The sequence below is a fragment of the Caballeronia grimmiae genome (assembly GCF_022879615.1).
GTDB lineage: Bacteria > Pseudomonadota > Gammaproteobacteria > Burkholderiales > Burkholderiaceae > Caballeronia > Caballeronia grimmiae.
The window spans coordinates 1055926-1072173 of record NZ_CP084271.1 but is presented as its reverse complement, the minus strand read 5'-3'; the positions used below and the strand labels follow the sequence as shown (position 1 = coordinate 1072173).

Sequence of the window (16248 nt, the reverse complement as noted above, 5' to 3'; positions counted from 1 at the left end):
TCCTGCCTGGCGAGTCGATCAGAGGGTTCGAAGGTTCGCGATCATACGCGGCGCCATTCGGTCGACCCACCCGGTTTGTCTTCAAGCGCAATACCGGCTTCGAGCAATGCGGCGCGAATCCGGTCTGCTTCGGCAAAATCTTTCGCCTGCTTGGCGGCGATGCGCTCGGCGATCTTCGCTTCGATCTCCTGCGGCGACAGTCCGTCCGCTGCCTCCGTGCCCGCCGCCTGTTGCAGGAACGCACGCGGCTCACGCTCAAGAAGCCCGAGCACCTGGCCCAGACCCTTCAGCTGGCGAGCGAGCGCCGGCTCGCGCGTGCGGTTCACTTCGCTTGCGAGATCGAACAGCACGGACACGGCCACCGGCGTGTTGAAGTCGTCGTTCATCGCAGACTGGAAACGCTGCGCGTTCGCCTCATTCCAGTCAAGTTGCTGATTGTCCGGCTCGACATCTTTCAGCGCGGTATATAGGCGAGTCAAGGCGTTCCTTGCATCGTCGATATGCACGTCGCTGTAGTTGAGCGGCGAACGATAGTGCGCACGCGCGATGAAAAAGCGCACGACCTCGGCATCGAACTTGGCCAGCACTTCACGGATCGTGAAGAAGTTGCCGAGCGACTTCGACATCTTCTCGCTGTCGATCTGCACGAAGCCGTTATGCATCCAGTAGTTCACGAAGGTCTTGCCGGTCGCGCCTTCGCTCTGCGCAATCTCGTTCTCGTGATGCGGAAACTGCAGGTCCTGACCGCCGCCGTGAATGTCGAACTGTTCGCCGAGCAAGGTGCAGGCCATCGCCGAACATTCGATATGCCATCCCGGACGGCCGCGTCCCCACTTCGAGTCCCAGCCTGAATCGGCAGGCTCGCCCTCCTTCGAATGCTTCCACAACACGAAGTCGAGCGGGTCTTCCTTGGCATCGTTCGCAGCAACGCGCTCGCCCGCGCGCAGGTCTTCGAGCGACTTGCCCGAGAGCTTGCCGTAGCCCGCGAACTTGCGCACCGCGTAATTCACGTCGCCGTCCTTCGCGTGATACGCATAGCCGTTCGCCTGCAACGCATCGATCATGCCGAGCATCTGCGGAATGTAGTCGGTGGCGCGCGGCTCGAGGTCCGGGCGCGCGACGCCGAGTGCATCGGCGTCTTCGTGCATCGCCTGGATGAAGCGCTGCGTGAGCGACTTGATCGGCTCGTTGTTCTCGACGGCGCGGCGAATGATCTTGTCGTCGACGTCCGTGATGTTCTGCACGAACGTGACCTTGTAGCCGATCGTCCGCAGCCATCGCTGCACGACATCGAACACGACCATCACGCGCGCATGACCGATGTGACAGTAGTCATAGACGGTCATTCCGCAGACGTACATGCGTACCTCGCCGGGGCGAAGCGGCGTAAAGGGTTGCTTGTCACGCGCGAGCGTGTTGTAGATGCGCAGCGAATTCATAGAGGGCAGTGCGTGTACCGGAACACCGTGCGTTGTCGACGAGGTGACGTGCTCGATGCTGGCGGTAACGGATGACACGCACACGCGAGCGCGAACACGACGGTCAGTCGACCAGGACGGAGACGGCCACGAGTGGCAAAGAGAGTCCGGCGTTGGCAACGCGCGACCACGTGTGAAACATGGCGTGCAAGGCGTGCGCGGAACGGGCGGACCTTTTGTTAGAATGGGTCGGAGTATAACACTCGGACTTGAGCCTATGAAATCTCCAAGCGGCCGCACGACGGGCGTTGCCAGTCATGCCGCGAGCCAGGCTGAAGCCCTCGCAGTGCATCGTGTTTCGAGTGGCGTTTCGCGCTTCATTCCCCTTCTCTTCCCGCTCCATTCCTTGACCCGATTCCAAGTGACTCACGCTCAAGCGCGCATGTCTTCGCAAGTTTCCCGCCTGCCGGCTTCAGTTCGTTCCCGCGATGCCTTCCGCGCGACGCTTTCGCGCGCCGCGGCCGTTGCCGTCATCGGCGTAGCCGCGTGCTTCGGAGCGTCGACGGCGGCGCTCGCGCAGGTTTCGTCGGCGACGGCGGACGGCACGCCGGAAATCGATGCGTCCATCGCCGGCAAGGACTGGAACGCCGCGCTCAAGCAACTCGACGCGCGCATCGCGACGAATCCGCGCGACGTGCAGGCGAAGTTCAAGCGCGCAACGGTGCTCGCCCGCCTGAATCGCGACGACGAAGCCATCACCGCGTTCACCGAACTGACGCAGGCCTACCCGGAACTGCCCGAGCCGTACAACAATCTGGCCGCGCTCTACGCGAAGAAGGGCCGCTATGAAGATGCGCGCGTCGCGCTGGAAACGGCGGTGAAGGCGAACCCCGGCTACGCGCTTGCCTATGACAATCTCGGCGATCTGTACCTTCGGCTCGCGAGCGAATCGTACAAGCGCGCGCAGTCGCTCGGCTCGACGAGCCCGCTCACGCGCCAGCGGGTTGCGGGCATCCAGAACATCATCACCCCGCCGCCGAAGAAGCGTGCCGCGAGCGCGGCTTCCGGCGCACAGGCCGCATCGGCGCCGCGCGTGCCATCGGACGAATGGACGCCGACGCAAGGCGAGAATTCGTCGACGATGCCATCGCCCGACAGTTTCTCGCCCTTCGGCGGATCGACCGGCTCGTTGCCGACGTCGCCCTATGTCGCGCCGAATCCGCAGCCGTGAAACGGACCAGCCGGCCCCGCCCGCGCAGGAGTTAAGCTGTAGTCTTCGCGCGGCGGCATTTCACGCACGCCGTCGCGGTTGACGCTTTGCATTCATCACCCGAGGATCGAACCTTCATGAAATTGCTGATGTTGGCGCTTTCCGGCGCCGCCCTGATCGCGACCGCCCCCGCCTTTGCTCAACCCGGGCAACCCGCGCAGGCCGCGCATCCGAACGTGCTCTTCAAAACTTCGCAAGGCGACATCCGCGTCGAGCTTTATCCCGAGAAGGCGCCGAAGACCGTCGAGAACTTTCTCGCCTACGTGAAGTCCGGACAGTACAGCGGCACGATCTTTCATCGCGTCATTCCGGGCTTCATGATTCAGGGCGGCGGCTATAACACGAGCTTCGCCGAGAAGCCGACCCGCGCGCCGATTCCGCTCGAAAGCCGTAGCGGCCTGAAGAACGCCACCGGCACGATCGCGATGGCGCGCACCAGCAACCCGGACTCGGCCACGGCCCAATTCTTCATCAATACGGTCGATAATGCGGGCCTCGACTATCCGAACCCGGACGGCAACGGTTACGCGGTGTTCGGCAAGGTCGTCGCGGGCATGGATGTCGTGAAGAAGATCGAAGGCAGCCCGACCACCACGCGCGGCCCGATGGCCGACGTGCCGCAGAAGCCGACCGTGGTCGAGTCGGCGACGGTGGTCTCGCAGTAACGCGAATATCCTGGCGGCGTGCCCTCGCGCGCCGCCCAACTACAACCGAACACACCGGAGAAAACACATGGTCGAACTGCATACGAACCACGGCGTCATCAAGCTCGAACTCGACGCAGAAAAAGCGCCGAAGACGGTCGAGAACTTCCTCAACTACGTGAAGAAGGGCCACTACGACAACACGGTGTTCCATCGCGTGATCGACGGCTTCATGATTCAGGGCGGCGGCTTCGAGCCGGGCATGAACCAGAAGCCGACGGACGCGCCGATCAACAACGAAGCGAACAACGGCCTCACGAACGACAACGGCACGATCGCGATGGCGCGCACCAACGATCCGCACTCGGCGACCGCGCAGTTCTTCATCAACGTGAAGGACAACGACTTCCTGAACCACTCGTCGCCGACGCCGCAGGGCTGGGGCTACACCGTGTTCGGCAAGGTCGTCGAAGGCATGGATGTCGTCGAAAAGATCAAGAAGGTCCGGACCGGCTCGAAGGGCTTCCATCAGGACGTGCCGGTCGATGACGTCGTGATCGAAAAGGCCGTGGTGGTCTGACTTCCCATCGCATGATCGAGTCGAAGTCTTTCGGTCGCGAAACGGAACAGGAAGCAGCGGGCGCAGCGCATGACGCGCGCCCGCTGTTTTTCATTTCGGACCTGCACCTGAGCGAGGCGATACCGAACACGGTCGCCGCGTTCGAGCATTTCATCGAGGTGACGGCGAACGAGGCCGACTCGGTTTTCATCCTCGGGGATCTTTTCGAATTCTGGATCGGCGACGACGTGCTCGATCCCGCCGTCACCGACGAGCGCGGCCGCTTTGCGCGCCGCATGACGAGGCTGCTGCACACGCTGTCCGAGCGCGGCATCGCGCTTTACGTGATGCACGGCAATCGCGACTTTCTGCTGGGCAGGCGCTTCATGAAGGAAGCCGGCGCAATGCCGCTGCCCGATCCCTTCACGATGACCGCGTTCGGCACGCGCATCGTGCTCGCGCATGGCGACGCCCTCTGTACCGACGATACCGGTTATCAGCGCTTTCGCCGTTTCGCGCGCAACGGCATCGCGCAGCGCCTCTTTCTCGCGCTGCCGCTGAAGACGCGGCTTGCCATCGGCCAGCGCATGAGAATGACGAGCGAAGGCGCGCGAACGCACGAGGCATCGGCGAAATACGACGTGACGCGTCCCGCCGTCGCGTCGCTGTTCGAGCAGAGCCACACGCATACGATGATTCACGGCCATACGCATCGCCCGGCGATGCATCGCGAAGCCGATGGCGTGCGCTGGGTGCTGCCCGACTGGGAACTCGATATCGACGAGCCGCGCGGCGGTTACCTGCGCGTCGATGCAAATGGCGTGCGCGCGCTGCCTCTATAACTGACGCTCGACGCCGCGCGTTTCGCCGTCCATCGCGGAGCACATGCGCTTCAGGTCGACGAGCGTCGCGCCATCCACGCCTTCCACGCCATGCAGCGCCTCCACACGCGCGCCGAGCCGCTCCAGCGCGGCGACGATCTCATCGGTGCGCAGCGACTGCTTCGACGCGTGATCGATCAGGCCGTGAATCGCGAGAGACACCGGGTCGTCCGCGTTCGGCGTGATGCCGTAGGCGCAGAAGCCGTCGCGGGCATCGGTCTTCGGCTTCGGCACCGCAGGCATCACGATGCGCGCCGGATTGCCGACCGCCGTGCCGCCCGCCGGCACCGGCTTCACGACGACCGCGTTCGAGCCGATCTTCGCATTCGCGCCGACGGTAAAGCTGCCGAGCACCTTCGCGCCCGCGCCGACGATCACGCCGCGCTCGAGCGTCGGATGCCGCTTCGCCCCGCGCGTGAGCGACGTGCCGCCGAGCGTGACGCCCTGATAGATCGTGCAGTCGTCGCCGATTTCCGCCGTTTCGCCGATCACCACGCCCATGCCGTGATCGATGAACACGCGCCGTCCGAGCGTCGCGCCCGGATGAATTTCGATGCCGGTCAGAAAGCGCCCCATCTGCGATACGAAGCGCCCCGACCAGCGCCAGCCGCGACGCCAGCACGCGTTCGCAAAGCGATGCAGCACGATCGCATGCAGGCCCGGATAACACGTGACCACTTCGAGCACGCTGCGTGCGGCGGGATCGCGCTCGCGGATGGCGGCAATGTCTTCGCGGATTCGGTCGAACATGTCGGACTCTCGGTCGGGGGAAGGGGCGCTGCTGCGCCGGTGGCTTAAGCAGATTTAGCGCAATGCTTATATCGGCATGCCGTTTTCGCCGATTGTAGGACGAGCGCGCGAACCGCGCCCGATGCCCCCGCTGACAGCGCGGTCTGCCTCAGTCCTTGTTCGTCCGCAAGAGAATGTGTTTCGCGATGCCGCGCAGGATGTTCACTTCCTCGTGTTCCAGCCCCGAGCGCGCGAACAACCGCCGCACGCGCGACATCAGCTTCTTGGGATTGGCGGGATCGAGAAAGTCCAGCGCAACGAGCGCCTCTTCGAGGTGCGCGTACATGCCCTCGATTTCATCGCTCGATGCGCTCTGCTGCGCCGGCGCCGCGAGCGACGGCGCAGGCGCGGCATCCTGAAACGCGATGCGCAGTTCGTAGGCAAGCACCTGCACCGCTTGCGCGAGATTCAGCGAGCTATATGCCGGATTGGCCGGGATGTGCGCCAGCGCGCTGCATCGCTCGACATCGGCGTTGGAGAGGCCCGTGCGCTCGTTGCCGAACACCAGGGCGATGTCGCCGTGCGGCACGAATTCATGCGCGCGCTGCGCGACGGCTCGCGGCGGCATGTGCGGCGGCCCGTATTCGCGCGTGCGCGCCGTCAGCGCCACGGACCAGCGCACGCCGACGAGCGCTTCCGCGAGCGTATCGACGACCTGCGCGCCAGCGAGGACATCGTCGGCGCCGCTCGCCATTGCGATGGCTTCCGGCTCGTTCTTGACGTCCGCGACGCGCGGCGCGACGAGCACGAGGCGCGAGAAGCCCATCGTCTTGAGCGCGCGCGCCGCTGCGCCGACATTGCCCGGATGACTCGGCTCGACGAGGATGAACCGCGTGGACGCGAAGCCGCCGGCGGGAGAAGCAAGTTGATTGGAGTCCAAGGCGCGGATTCTGCTGAAGGGTTGCGAAAAAACTGAAGCGGGGAATCGGCTATCTTATCCCGAAGCCCGGCCGCCGCTCGCGGCAATCGGAAACATCCGGCTTCGGGTAAAATGCTCCGTTCGCGCCGTGACCGCGTAGTGGTCCGCGAGCGCCCCGCTCTTATTCAATTCGTCTTTCGTCGACATAGTCGTTGTCGCCAACTTCATCGCCCGCGCCATTGCAAAGCACGCGGCGGTCAAAGGATTTCGCTCATGCAACCGATGCTCAATATCGCTGTCAAGGCCGCGCGCCGCGCCGGACAGATCATCAACCGCGCGTCGCTCGACCTGGATCGACTCCAGGTCAGCAAGAAGCAGCACAACGACTTCGTGACGGAAGTCGACAAGGCGTCCGAAGCCGCGATCATCGAGACGCTGCGCACCGCCTTTCCCGATCATTCGATCCTCGCCGAAGAATCCGGCGCGGACGAACGCGAGTCCGAGTATCAGTGGATCATCGATCCGCTCGACGGCACCACCAATTTCATCCACGGCTTTCCGTATTACTGCGTGTCGATCGCGCTCGTGCACCGGGGCATCCCGACGCAGGCCGTCGTCTACGATCCGACGCGCAACGATCTCTTCACCGCATCGCGCGGGCGCGGCGCGTATCTGAACGAGCGGCGCATTCGCGTCGGCAAGCTCGATCGCCTGTCGGACGCGCTCATCGGCACCGGCTTTCCGTTCCGCGACGGCCAGGGCCTCAACGCCTACATGCGCCTCTTCAGCGAAATGACGCTGTCGTGCGCCGGTCTGCGCCGCCCCGGCGCCGCCGCGCTGGATCTTGCGAACGTCGCGGCCGGACGCCTCGACGGCTTCTTCGAGCAAGGCATCCATCCGTGGGACGTCGCGGCGGGCAGCCTGATCGTGACCGAAGCGGGCGGGCTGGTCGGCAACTACACGGGCGAATCGGACTTCCTGTTCAAGAACGAGATCGTCGCGGCGAACCCGAAGGTCTACGCGCAGATGGTCAAGATTCTCGACATGTACTCGCGCACGCGTCTGACGGGCGAATAACACCGCTTCACGGGGCGCCGGGCGCGCCCCATGCTCCAATCGGCGCGCTGCTTCACGCCTGACGCGGCGCCGTCCGCTGTCCGCTTCCCGTACTTGCCCGCTCGATGCAAGACCGTCGCACGTTCTGCCGTTCCGCTCTTCCTCGTCGCGCCCCAGCCTCCGCCCGACATGAAAAAAGGCTTCTACACGATCATCGCCGCGCAGTTCGTTTCGTCGCTCGCCGATAACGCGCTTCTCATCGCGGCCATCGCGATGCTCGCCGTCGTGCAATCGGCGCCCTGGGTCACGCCGCTGCTGCAAATCTTCTTTACGATCTCGTACGTGGTGCTCGCGCCCTTCGTCGGTGCATTCGCCGACGCCCTGCAAAAGCGCCATGTGATGTTCATCTCCAACGCGCTCAAGGGGGGCGGCTGCGCGCTGATGATCGCGGGCGTGCATCCGATGATCGCGTATGGCGTGGTCGGCCTCGGCGCGGCTGCGTATTCGCCCGCCAAATATGGCATCCTCACCGAGCTGCTGCCGCCGGAGAAGCTGATTCCGGCGAACGCGTGGCTCGAATCGGCGACGGTCGGCTCGACCATTCTCGGCACCGTGATCGGCGGCGCGCTCGTGAGTCAGGTCGTCGGCCGCTGGGTCGAGCATGCGCACGTGCCGTTCGTGAGCACCGCCGCGCACGCCGCGATGTTCGCCGTGATGGTGATCTACGCGTCGGCGGCGGTCATCAATGCGTTCATCCCCGATACGGGCGCGCGCTATCCGAACCTGCTCATGCAGCCGACGCGCCTCGTCCACGATTTCTCCCACTGCTTCAAGGTGCTGTGGCGCGACAAGCTCGCGCAGATCGCGCTTTGGGTGACGACACTGCTCTGGGGCGCAGCCGTCACGCTGCAACTGCTCGTGCTCAAATGGGCCGACGCGAATCTCGGGCTGTCGCTGTCGAAGGCGGCGGTGCTGCAGGGCGTGACGGGCGTGGGCATTGCGCTGGGCGCTGCGGCGGCGTCGGCGTGGATCGTGCTGCGGCAGTCGCTCAAGGTGTTGCCGGTCGGCGTGCTGATCGGCGCGGTTGCGGTGGCGATGGCCTTCTACAACAAAGACCTGTTTCCGGCGGGCGCAGGCGTGCATGCCGGGCCGGTGTTCATGCCCGCGTACATTCTGATGGCCTATCCGCTGATGATCGCGCTGGGCGGCCTGTCGGGCTTCTTCATCGTGCCGATGAACGCGATCCTTCAGCATCGCGGCGCGACGCTGCTTTCCGCGGGCCATTCGATCGCGGTGCAGAACTTCAATCAGAACCTCGCCGTGCTCGCGATGCTCGGCTCCTACGCGCTGCTGCTGACGGAGAAGGTGCCGGTGCAGTGGATCATCGTGATTTTCGGCGTGTTCGTCTGCGGCATGATGGCGCTGGCGATGCGCCGCCACACGCAGAACGAACGCGAAGTCGACCTGGGCGCGCTCGCCGAGGAATGAAGCTTGCTTCGACGTGATATCGGTTCATCGCCTCGGGCCGCCCGATTCGCGACAGAGGGAGGGAACGATGGCGGACGAGTCGAAGTCGTAACAGCAGTGAACGAGAGGATGAATCAGCGCATGATGCGCAGGCAGCGCGCGATTGAATGCGCTGCCATTCTTCGGCACGTCAATAAAGGAGCATGAAAATGGGATTGTTCACACGTTCGACGCTCGATAGCAAAATCAATGGCGCAGCCGACGTCGGCCAGCGCGCGGTGCGCGGGGCGAGCGATGTCGTCGATTCGGCCAGCGACCAGTTGCGCAGCTTTCTCGATGAGTTGGAGGATTCGCTCCACAGCGCGAAGGACATCGACTCCGACAAGCTGCGCAAGCAATTGCAATCGAAGCTGAAGTACGCGCGCTCGCAAATGGGCGGCGCGGGTTCGGCGATTACCGACCGCTTCGGCAATGCAGCCGGCTACGCCGATGAGTTCGTGCACGACAGGCCGTGGCACACGCTCGGCGCGGTCGCGGGGCTTGCGCTCCTGATCGGCTTTCTGGCGGGCCGCGCCTGATCGCAGCGGCGTTCGACTGTCACATGCCGGGGTCATCGTTCGATGGCCCCGCTTCGCTTCGCGATTCGGCCTATCCCTCCCGGCCGCCTCCTTCCCCCAACCCCGACAGGTTAAACTCTTGCACTATTGGCTGACCCGCGGCTGAACGCACGCCGCGTTCGGTCCATTCGCTTTTACCGCACGCAAGATGGGCAATCACACGGCAACTCCCGACTCTCTTCCGGCATCGGCCGCACCCGCGCTTGCTGCGGATTTCTCGCAGCACACGCCGATGATGCAGCAATACCTTCGCATCAAGGCGGATCATCCCGGCACGCTCGTTTTCTATCGCATGGGCGATTTCTACGAGCTGTTCTTCGATGACGCCGAGAAAGCCTCGCGCCTGCTCGATCTCACGCTCACGCAGCGCGGCGCATCGGGCGGCAATCCGATCCGTATGGCCGGCGTGCCGCATCATTCGTGCGAGCAGTATCTGGCGAAGCTGGTGAAGCTCGGCGAATCCGTCGCGATTTGCGAGCAAATTGGCGATCCGGCCACGTCGAAGGGACCGGTCGAGCGCAAGGTGGTGCGGGTGGTGACGCCCGGCACGCTGACCGACGCGGCGCTTCTCTCCGACAAAAACGATGTCTACCTGCTTGCGCTCTGCCCCGCGCATAACCGTCGCGGCGTGGCGACGAACGTCGGCCTCGCGTGGCTCAATCTGGCGAGCGGTGCGCTGAGACTCGCGGAAGTCGCGCCCGAGCAAGTGGCGGCGGCGCTGGAGCGCATCCGCCCGTCGGAAACGCTCATCGCGGATACGGTCGTCGACGTGCAGGCGAATTTCGGCGTACCGACGCTCGCTGCCACCACGCGTGTGCCCGCCTGGCACTTCGACGTCGGCTCGGGCGCGGCGCGTCTTCGCGAACAACTGGACGTCGCGAGCCTCGACGGCTTCGGCGGCGAATCGCTCACGTGCGCGTGCGGCGCGGCGGGTGCGCTGCTCCTCTACGCCGCGGCGACGCAAGGCCAGCAGTTGCGCCATGTGCGCAGCCTGAAGGTCGAGTATGAATCGGAGTACATCGGGCTCGATCCCGCGACGCGACGCAATCTCGAACTGACCGAGACGCTGCGCGGCACGGAATCGCCCACGCTGTATTCGCTGCTCGACACCTGCGCGACGACGATGGGCAGCCGCCTCTTGCGGCACTGGCTGCATCATCCGCCGCGCGATGCGTCGATCGCGCAAGCACGTCAGCACGCGATCGGCGCGCTGCTCGATGCGCCATCATCGACCGGTCTCGACGCTTTGCGCACCGCGTTGCGCAAGATTTCCGACATCGAGCGCATTACCGGACGGCTCGCGCTGCTGTCGGCGCGTCCGCGCGATCTGTCGTGCCTGCGCGATACCTTCGCCGCCCTGCCCGATCTTCAGGCGATCGTCGCCGCGCTGCCCGCGCAACCGGCTGCGCTCACGCGCATCGGCGAGGCGCTCGAACCGCCTGGCGAATGCCTGCATCTGCTTACGAGCGCCATCGCGCCGGAGCCGGCCGCGCTGATTCGCGACGGCGGCGTGATTGCTCGAGGCTACGATGCCGATCTCGACGAACTGCGCGACATTTCCGAAAACTGCGATCAGTTCCTGATCGATCTCGAAGCGCGCGAGCGCACGCGCACGGGCATCGGCAACTTGCGCGTCGAATATAACAAGGTGCACGGCTTCTATATCGAGGTCACGCGCGGGCAGACCGACAAGGTGCCGGACGATTATCGCCGCCGTCAGACGCTCAAGAATGCCGAACGCTACATCACGCCGGAACTGAAGGCGTTCGAAGATAAGGCGCTCTCCGCGCAGGAGCGCGCGCTTGCCCGCGAACGCGCGCTGTACGATGCGCTGCTGCAGAACCTGCTGCCGTTCCTCGCGGATTGCCAGCGCGTCGCGAGCGCGCTCGCCGAACTGGATCTGCTCGGCGCGCTTGCGGAACGCGCCCGCGCACTCGACTGGGTCGCGCCGGAGTTCGCCGCCGATGCGGGCATCGATATCGAACAGGGACGGCATCCGGTTGTCGAGGCGCAGGTGGAGCAGTTCATCGCCAACGACTGCTGCCTGAGCGACGAGCGCAAGCTGTTGCTCATCACCGGCCCGAACATGGGCGGCAAGTCCACGTTCATGCGGCAGACCGCGCTGATCGCGCTGCTGGCGTATGTCGGCAGCTACGTGCCGGCGAAGCGCGCGCGCTTCGGCAAGCTCGACCGCATCTTCACGCGCATCGGCGCAGCGGACGATCTCGCGGGCGGCCGCTCCACCTTCATGGTCGAGATGACCGAAGCTGCCGCCATCCTGAACGATGCGAGCTCATCGAGCCTCGTGCTCATGGATGAAATCGGACGCGGCACGTCCACGTTCGACGGCCTCGCGCTCGCGTGGGCCATCGCGCGGCATCTGCTGTCGCACAATCACTGCTACACGCTTTTCGCCACGCATTATTTCGAGCTGACGCAACTGCCGGCGGAGTTCGCCCAGGCAGCGAACGTGCATCTTTCGGCGGTGGAGCACGATCACGGCATCGTGTTCCTGCATGCCGTCAGCGAAGGCCCGGCGAATCAGAGCTACGGCTTGCAGGTCGCCCAGTTGGCGGGCGTGCCGGCGGCGGTGATCCGCGCGGCGCGCAAGCATCTCGTGCATCTGGAACAGCAGTCGATCGGCCAGCCGACCGCGCAGTTCGATCTTTTCGCGAGCCCGCCGTACGCATTCGAAGATGCGGCCGACGAGCCCGCCCAAGCCGATGCGCCGGAGCATCCGGCGCTGGAAAAGCTGCGTGCGCTCGATCCGAACGATCTGCGTCCGCGCGACGCACTCGATCTGCTCTACGAACTGCATGAACTGGCGAAGTCCGCGCCGGATGCATCGCGATGAGCGTAACGCTCCGCGCGCGATGACGCGCAGTCGGTCGCGCATCGCGAGCGCGACGTTGCGCGCCATCCTGACGACGCTGCTGTTCGCCGTATGCCCGATCACCCATGCGCAGGACGGCGACCCGCTCACGTTCGCCGTCATCGCCGATGCGCTCGCCCGCCCCGCCGACGAAGCGCCCGTTCGCCAGATGCTCGACGCCATCGGGCGCGACCGCGATATCGCGTTCATCGTCTACGACGGCAACGTTAAGGGCAGCACGGAGGCGTGCCGCGACAGCATCTATCAGTCGCGCCGCGATGTGCTCGACGGCTCGCGCACGCCGCTCGTGCTGCTGCTAGGGCAACACGACTGGGCCGACTGCGGCCTCGCACATACCGCCGCCTACGATCCGGTCGAGCGGCTAGATTTCGTGCGCCAGCTTTTCTTCGCGGACGCCAATTCGCTCGGGCAACAGCCGCTCGCGCTATCGCGTGAAAGCGACGTCGCGCGCTTTCGGTCGTTTCGTGAAATCGTGCGGTGGCAGGCGCAAGGTGTGGCGTTCATCGGCCTCAATGCGCCGAGTCCGAACAATCACTATCTGACCGCGGGCGGGCGCAACGGCGAGTTCGAGGACCGCGCCGTCGCGACTTCGTTCTGGCTCGAACATGCGGCGGAATCCGCGCGGCGCTCGGGACTGCGTGCACTCGTGATCATCCTTCAGGGCGACCCCGACTTCGCGCGTTACGAGCGGCGCGACCGCTTCGCGTGGCTGCGCTTCTCGCGCACGACCCCGCCGCGTGACGGCTTTCTGGAACTCAAGCGCAGTCTCGTGAAAGCGGCCGAGACGTTTCGCGGGCCGGTCATCGTGATTCATCGCACGGAGGCACCGGAGCCGAATGGCTTCCATATCGATCAGCCGCTGCGCAACGACAAGGGCCTGACGGTCACGAACCTGACGCGCGTCGCGCTCGCGTTGAAGAAGCCGCAATCGCAATGGCTCGAAGTATCCACCGATGCCGGATGGCGGCCGCCGTTTCGCTTGCGTGTGCGCGACGGGCGGACCGTGCGCGATACACGCGGTGCGAACGAAGCCCGCAAACGCGAGCCGGTCGATCCGCAAGCTGATCCGTACGCGATACCGTATGGGTCGCCGTACTCCGCGCCGTACTCTGCGCCCGCATCCGGGCCGGCGGCGCCGTTGCATCACGATCTGCCCGACGCGTTGCCGCCTGCGCCATCGCTGATTCAGCCGGCGTCCGGTCTTCCGCCGATCCTCACGCCGCCGCAGGCGCTGCCGCCGATTTTGCCGACGCCGGCATCGAGCGTGCCGCCCTCCGGGCCTGGCAATACGAACGGTCGCGCACAATAAAAAAGCGCAGCCTCGCGCTGCGCTTTTTCTAACGACCGCCTGCTGCGTCCGATAGACGCTCAGTAAAGCCGCTCAATGAAGCGTCGGACCCGAGTCCTTGCGCGGACCGGCTTCTTCGTCGTCATCTTCGTCTTCATCCGCGATGTGCAGGCCGTCTGCACCGTGCGCATGCTGATGCTCGATCTCGTCTTCGGTCGCCGTGCGCACTTCCTGCACCGACAACGCAAAACGCAACGCCATGCCCGCGAGCGGATGATTGCCGTCGAGCACCACCTTGTCTTCGGCGACGTCCGTGACGGTGTAGATGAGCGAGTCGAGTTCGTCGTCGCTATCTTCGGGCGTGCCTTCGAACTGCATGCCCACTTCGAGCGGCTCGGGGAAGCGGCCGCGTTCTTCGACCTTCACGAGTTCGGGATCGTATTCGCCGAACGCGTCCTGCGGTTCGAGTTGAATCAACGTTTCGTAGCCAGGTTCGCGGCCGTCCAGCGCTTCCTCGATCTTGGGGAACGTGCCATCATAGCCGCCGTGCAGATAGACCATCGGCTCGTCGCTTTCTTCGATCAGATTGCCTTGTGCATCCGATAGCTTGTACGCGACCGAAACGACAGTGTCTTTCGCAATTTTCATTGAATCCTCCAAGATACAAGCCTCGATTATACGATGCGCCAGCGGCCCTCAGACGTTACTCCTTTGCCTCCAGACAACCATAACGAACCCGCCCGAGCGCCGCTTCCAGACGAAGTGTCGCCCCTTTTGGGCAACCGTACGCCGCGACAGTTCATGCGGCGTTACTGGCAGAAAAAACCGCTGCTGATTCGCCAGGCGATCCCCGGCATTTCTGCCCCGCTCCCTCGCGAGGAACTCTTCGGACTCGCCGATTCTGACGACGTCGAATCGCGCCTCATCACGCATTTTCGGAACACGTGGAATCTGGAGCACGGACCGTTCGCAGCCGACGAACTGCCATCGGTCAAGAAGCGCGAATGGACACTGCTCGTGCAAGGCGTGAACCTGCATGACGACCGTGCACACGCGCTGATGAACCGCTTCCGCTTCATTCCCGACGCGCGGCTCGACGATCTGATGATCTCCTACGCAACGGATGGCGGCGGCGTAGGTCCGCACTTCGACTCCTACGACGTGTTTTTGCTGCAAGTGCATGGCAAGCGCCGCTGGCGTATCGGCGCGCAGCGCGACCTTTCGCTAAAACCCGGTTTGCCGTTGAAAGTTTTACAGCACTTCGAAGCGGAAGAAGAGTGGGTGCTGGAACCGGGCGACATGCTGTATCTGCCGCCGCATATCGCGCATGACGGGGTCGCCGAGGGCGAATGCATGACGTGCTCCATCGGCTTTCGCGCACCGTCGGCGCAGGAACTGACGTCGCAGTTCCTGTATCACCTCGCCGAGCGAACCGGGGACGGCGCACGAGCCAAGGCAGACGCGCGTTATCGCGATCCCGCGCAACCGCCTGTCGATACGCCCGCCGCGTTGCCGCCGCTGCTCGTCGAACGAGTAGGCGCGATCCTTGCAAACGTCAGTTGGACTGATAAGGATATTGCGGAGTTTTTGGGCAGTTATCTGAGCGAGCCGAAAGCGAATGTGGTATTCGATCCGCCGGTTCGCGCGCTGAATGAGCAAAAATTTGTAGAGCGCGCGAAAAAGACGGGTATCAGGCTAGATAGAAAGACGAATTTGCTCTACAACACGCACTCGTATTTCGTTAATGGCGAAGCCGCTGCGTTATCCGCAAAGGCTAAAAAGTGGCTGCCCGAACTCGCTGATACTCGGCGTCTGGAGGCGAAACGCTTTGTAACACTTACAGACGATCTGACAATGACATCGTTGCTGCACGAGTGGTATCGTGCGGGCTGGATTCAGACGGAGTCATCGGCCTGAAACGCTTGACGTGCAAGCGCTCGGGAGTTTCTGGAATGCCGGGGTTTTGCTGTTCCGCAATACGAAAATTTGTATGAGAAAGACAACGTATCGGCCCCTCATTTATCGACGGTCGTTGCGAAAGTGCCTATAATTTCCGGCCAAGCCGTAGTTGGTCTCACACCAAAAAGAATTGTGAGGCTCCACAGCGGCCCTGGTCGGTGTTGGAGCACACATTACCGGTACTTTGCGCTGTTGCTTACCTTTAACCATAAAAGGACGTGATCATGAAGAAATCCCTCCTCGTAGCATCCCTGTTGGCTGCTGTTGCTCTGGCTGCATGCAACAAGTCTAGCGATACGGCTGCTCCGAGCGCTGCAAGCGATACGTCGGCTGCTTCGGCTCCGGCTGCTGCCGCTTCGGACGCTAACGTTGCTGCATCGAGCGCTTCGGCCGCTGCAAGCGACGCAGCTTCGGCTGCTGGCGCGGCTTCGGACGCTGCTGCTTCGGCTTCGGCTGCTGCTCCGGCATCGGGCGCAAGCCAGTAAGGCCGTCAGGCGCTTACGCCAGCGCGTTAAGCCTGGCACAGGCCGCTCACCGCGGCCTGAAAC

General features: G+C 64.0%; 15 protein-coding genes. 11 read left to right on the top strand and 4 right to left on the bottom strand.

Annotated elements, in window-relative coordinates; genetic code table 11:
• Positions 1–41 precede the first annotated feature (41 nt).
• Complete coding sequence (gene cysS, locus LDZ21_RS05110) at positions 42–1439, bottom strand: cysteine--tRNA ligase (RefSeq protein WP_244794482.1); 1398 nt, start codon at positions 1437–1439, stop codon at positions 42–44.
• Between the two features lie 421 nt (positions 1440–1860).
• Between cysS and LDZ21_RS05105 the strand changes: the two genes are divergently transcribed.
• The 4 genes from LDZ21_RS05105 to LDZ21_RS05090 all read left to right on the top strand — a co-directional run bounded on the left by LDZ21_RS05105 (position 1861) and on the right by LDZ21_RS05090 (position 4733).
• Positions 1861–2649 (top strand): tetratricopeptide repeat protein, encoded by a 789-nt coding sequence (locus tag LDZ21_RS05105; protein WP_244794481.1) that lies wholly within the window; start codon positions 1861–1863, stop codon positions 2647–2649.
• A gap of 116 nt (positions 2650–2765) precedes the next feature.
• Complete coding sequence (locus LDZ21_RS05100; RefSeq protein WP_244794479.1) at positions 2766–3353, top strand: peptidylprolyl isomerase; 588 nt, start codon at positions 2766–2768, stop codon at positions 3351–3353.
• 67 nt (positions 3354–3420) lie between these two features.
• On the top strand, positions 3421–3912 hold the full coding sequence (locus tag LDZ21_RS05095) for a peptidylprolyl isomerase (RefSeq protein WP_035959415.1): 492 nt from the start codon (positions 3421–3423) through the stop codon (positions 3910–3912).
• Between the two features lie 11 nt (positions 3913–3923).
• The gene (locus tag LDZ21_RS05090; protein WP_244794478.1) at positions 3924–4733 is read left to right on the top strand and encodes a UDP-2,3-diacylglucosamine diphosphatase; all 810 of its coding nucleotides are present in this window, start codon (positions 3924–3926) and stop codon (positions 4731–4733) included.
• Here the strand turns inward: LDZ21_RS05090 and cysE are convergent.
• Together cysE and LDZ21_RS05080 are read right to left on the bottom strand one after the other, a co-directional pair.
• Complete coding sequence (gene cysE / locus LDZ21_RS05085; RefSeq protein ID WP_244794477.1) at positions 4728–5522, bottom strand: serine O-acetyltransferase; 795 nt, start codon at positions 5520–5522, stop codon at positions 4728–4730. The two genes, LDZ21_RS05090 and cysE, sit on opposite strands and share 6 nt — an antisense overlap.
• 148 nt (positions 5523–5670) lie before the next feature.
• Positions 5671–6441: an RNA methyltransferase gene (locus LDZ21_RS05080; protein ID WP_244794476.1), complete on the bottom strand. Its 771-nt coding sequence runs from the start codon at positions 6439–6441 to the stop codon at positions 5671–5673.
• A 252-nt stretch (positions 6442–6693) separates the two neighbouring features.
• On the opposite strand from LDZ21_RS05080, the gene LDZ21_RS05075 reads away from it, so the two are divergent.
• The 5 genes from LDZ21_RS05075 to LDZ21_RS05055 all read left to right on the top strand — a co-directional run bounded on the left by LDZ21_RS05075 (position 6694) and on the right by LDZ21_RS05055 (position 13762).
• Positions 6694–7497 (top strand): inositol monophosphatase family protein, encoded by an 804-nt coding sequence (locus tag LDZ21_RS05075; protein WP_035959419.1) that lies wholly within the window; start codon positions 6694–6696, stop codon positions 7495–7497.
• A 168-nt stretch (positions 7498–7665) separates the two neighbouring features.
• Positions 7666–8964, top strand: a complete 1299-nt coding sequence (gene lplT / locus LDZ21_RS05070) for a lysophospholipid transporter LplT (RefSeq protein ID WP_244794768.1) — start codon at positions 7666–7668, stop codon at positions 8962–8964.
• 188 nt (positions 8965–9152) lie between these two features.
• The gene (locus LDZ21_RS05065; RefSeq protein ID WP_244794475.1) at positions 9153–9521 is read left to right on the top strand and encodes an ElaB/YgaM/YqjD family protein; all 369 of its coding nucleotides are present in this window, start codon (positions 9153–9155) and stop codon (positions 9519–9521) included.
• 187 nt (positions 9522–9708) lie between these two features.
• Positions 9709–12414: a DNA mismatch repair protein MutS gene (gene mutS, locus LDZ21_RS05060; protein WP_404980531.1), complete on the top strand. Its 2706-nt coding sequence runs from the start codon at positions 9709–9711 to the stop codon at positions 12412–12414.
• 19 nt (positions 12415–12433) lie between these two features.
• Positions 12434–13762 carry a hypothetical protein gene (locus LDZ21_RS05055; protein WP_244794474.1) on the top strand — a complete coding sequence of 443 codons (1329 nt, stop codon included), beginning with the start codon at positions 12434–12436 and terminating at the stop codon, positions 13760–13762.
• A 72-nt stretch (positions 13763–13834) separates the two neighbouring features.
• On the opposite strand, the gene LDZ21_RS05050 is transcribed toward LDZ21_RS05055, so the two are convergent.
• Positions 13835–14389 carry an FKBP-type peptidyl-prolyl cis-trans isomerase gene (locus tag LDZ21_RS05050; RefSeq protein WP_035959424.1) on the bottom strand — a complete coding sequence of 185 codons (555 nt, stop codon included), beginning with the start codon at positions 14387–14389 and terminating at the stop codon, positions 13835–13837.
• Positions 14390–14422: 33 nt separating this feature from the next.
• Here LDZ21_RS05050 and LDZ21_RS05045 point away from each other — a divergent pair, with 33 nt between their 5' ends.
• Entirely contained in the window at positions 14423–15658 is a 1236-nt protein-coding gene (locus LDZ21_RS05045) for a cupin domain-containing protein (RefSeq protein WP_244794472.1), read from the top strand.
• A gap of 266 nt (positions 15659–15924) precedes the next feature.
• Positions 15925–16185 carry a hypothetical protein gene (locus LDZ21_RS05040; RefSeq protein WP_075583072.1) on the top strand — a complete coding sequence of 87 codons (261 nt, stop codon included), beginning with the start codon at positions 15925–15927 and terminating at the stop codon, positions 16183–16185.
• Positions 16186–16248: the final 63 nt, after the last annotated feature.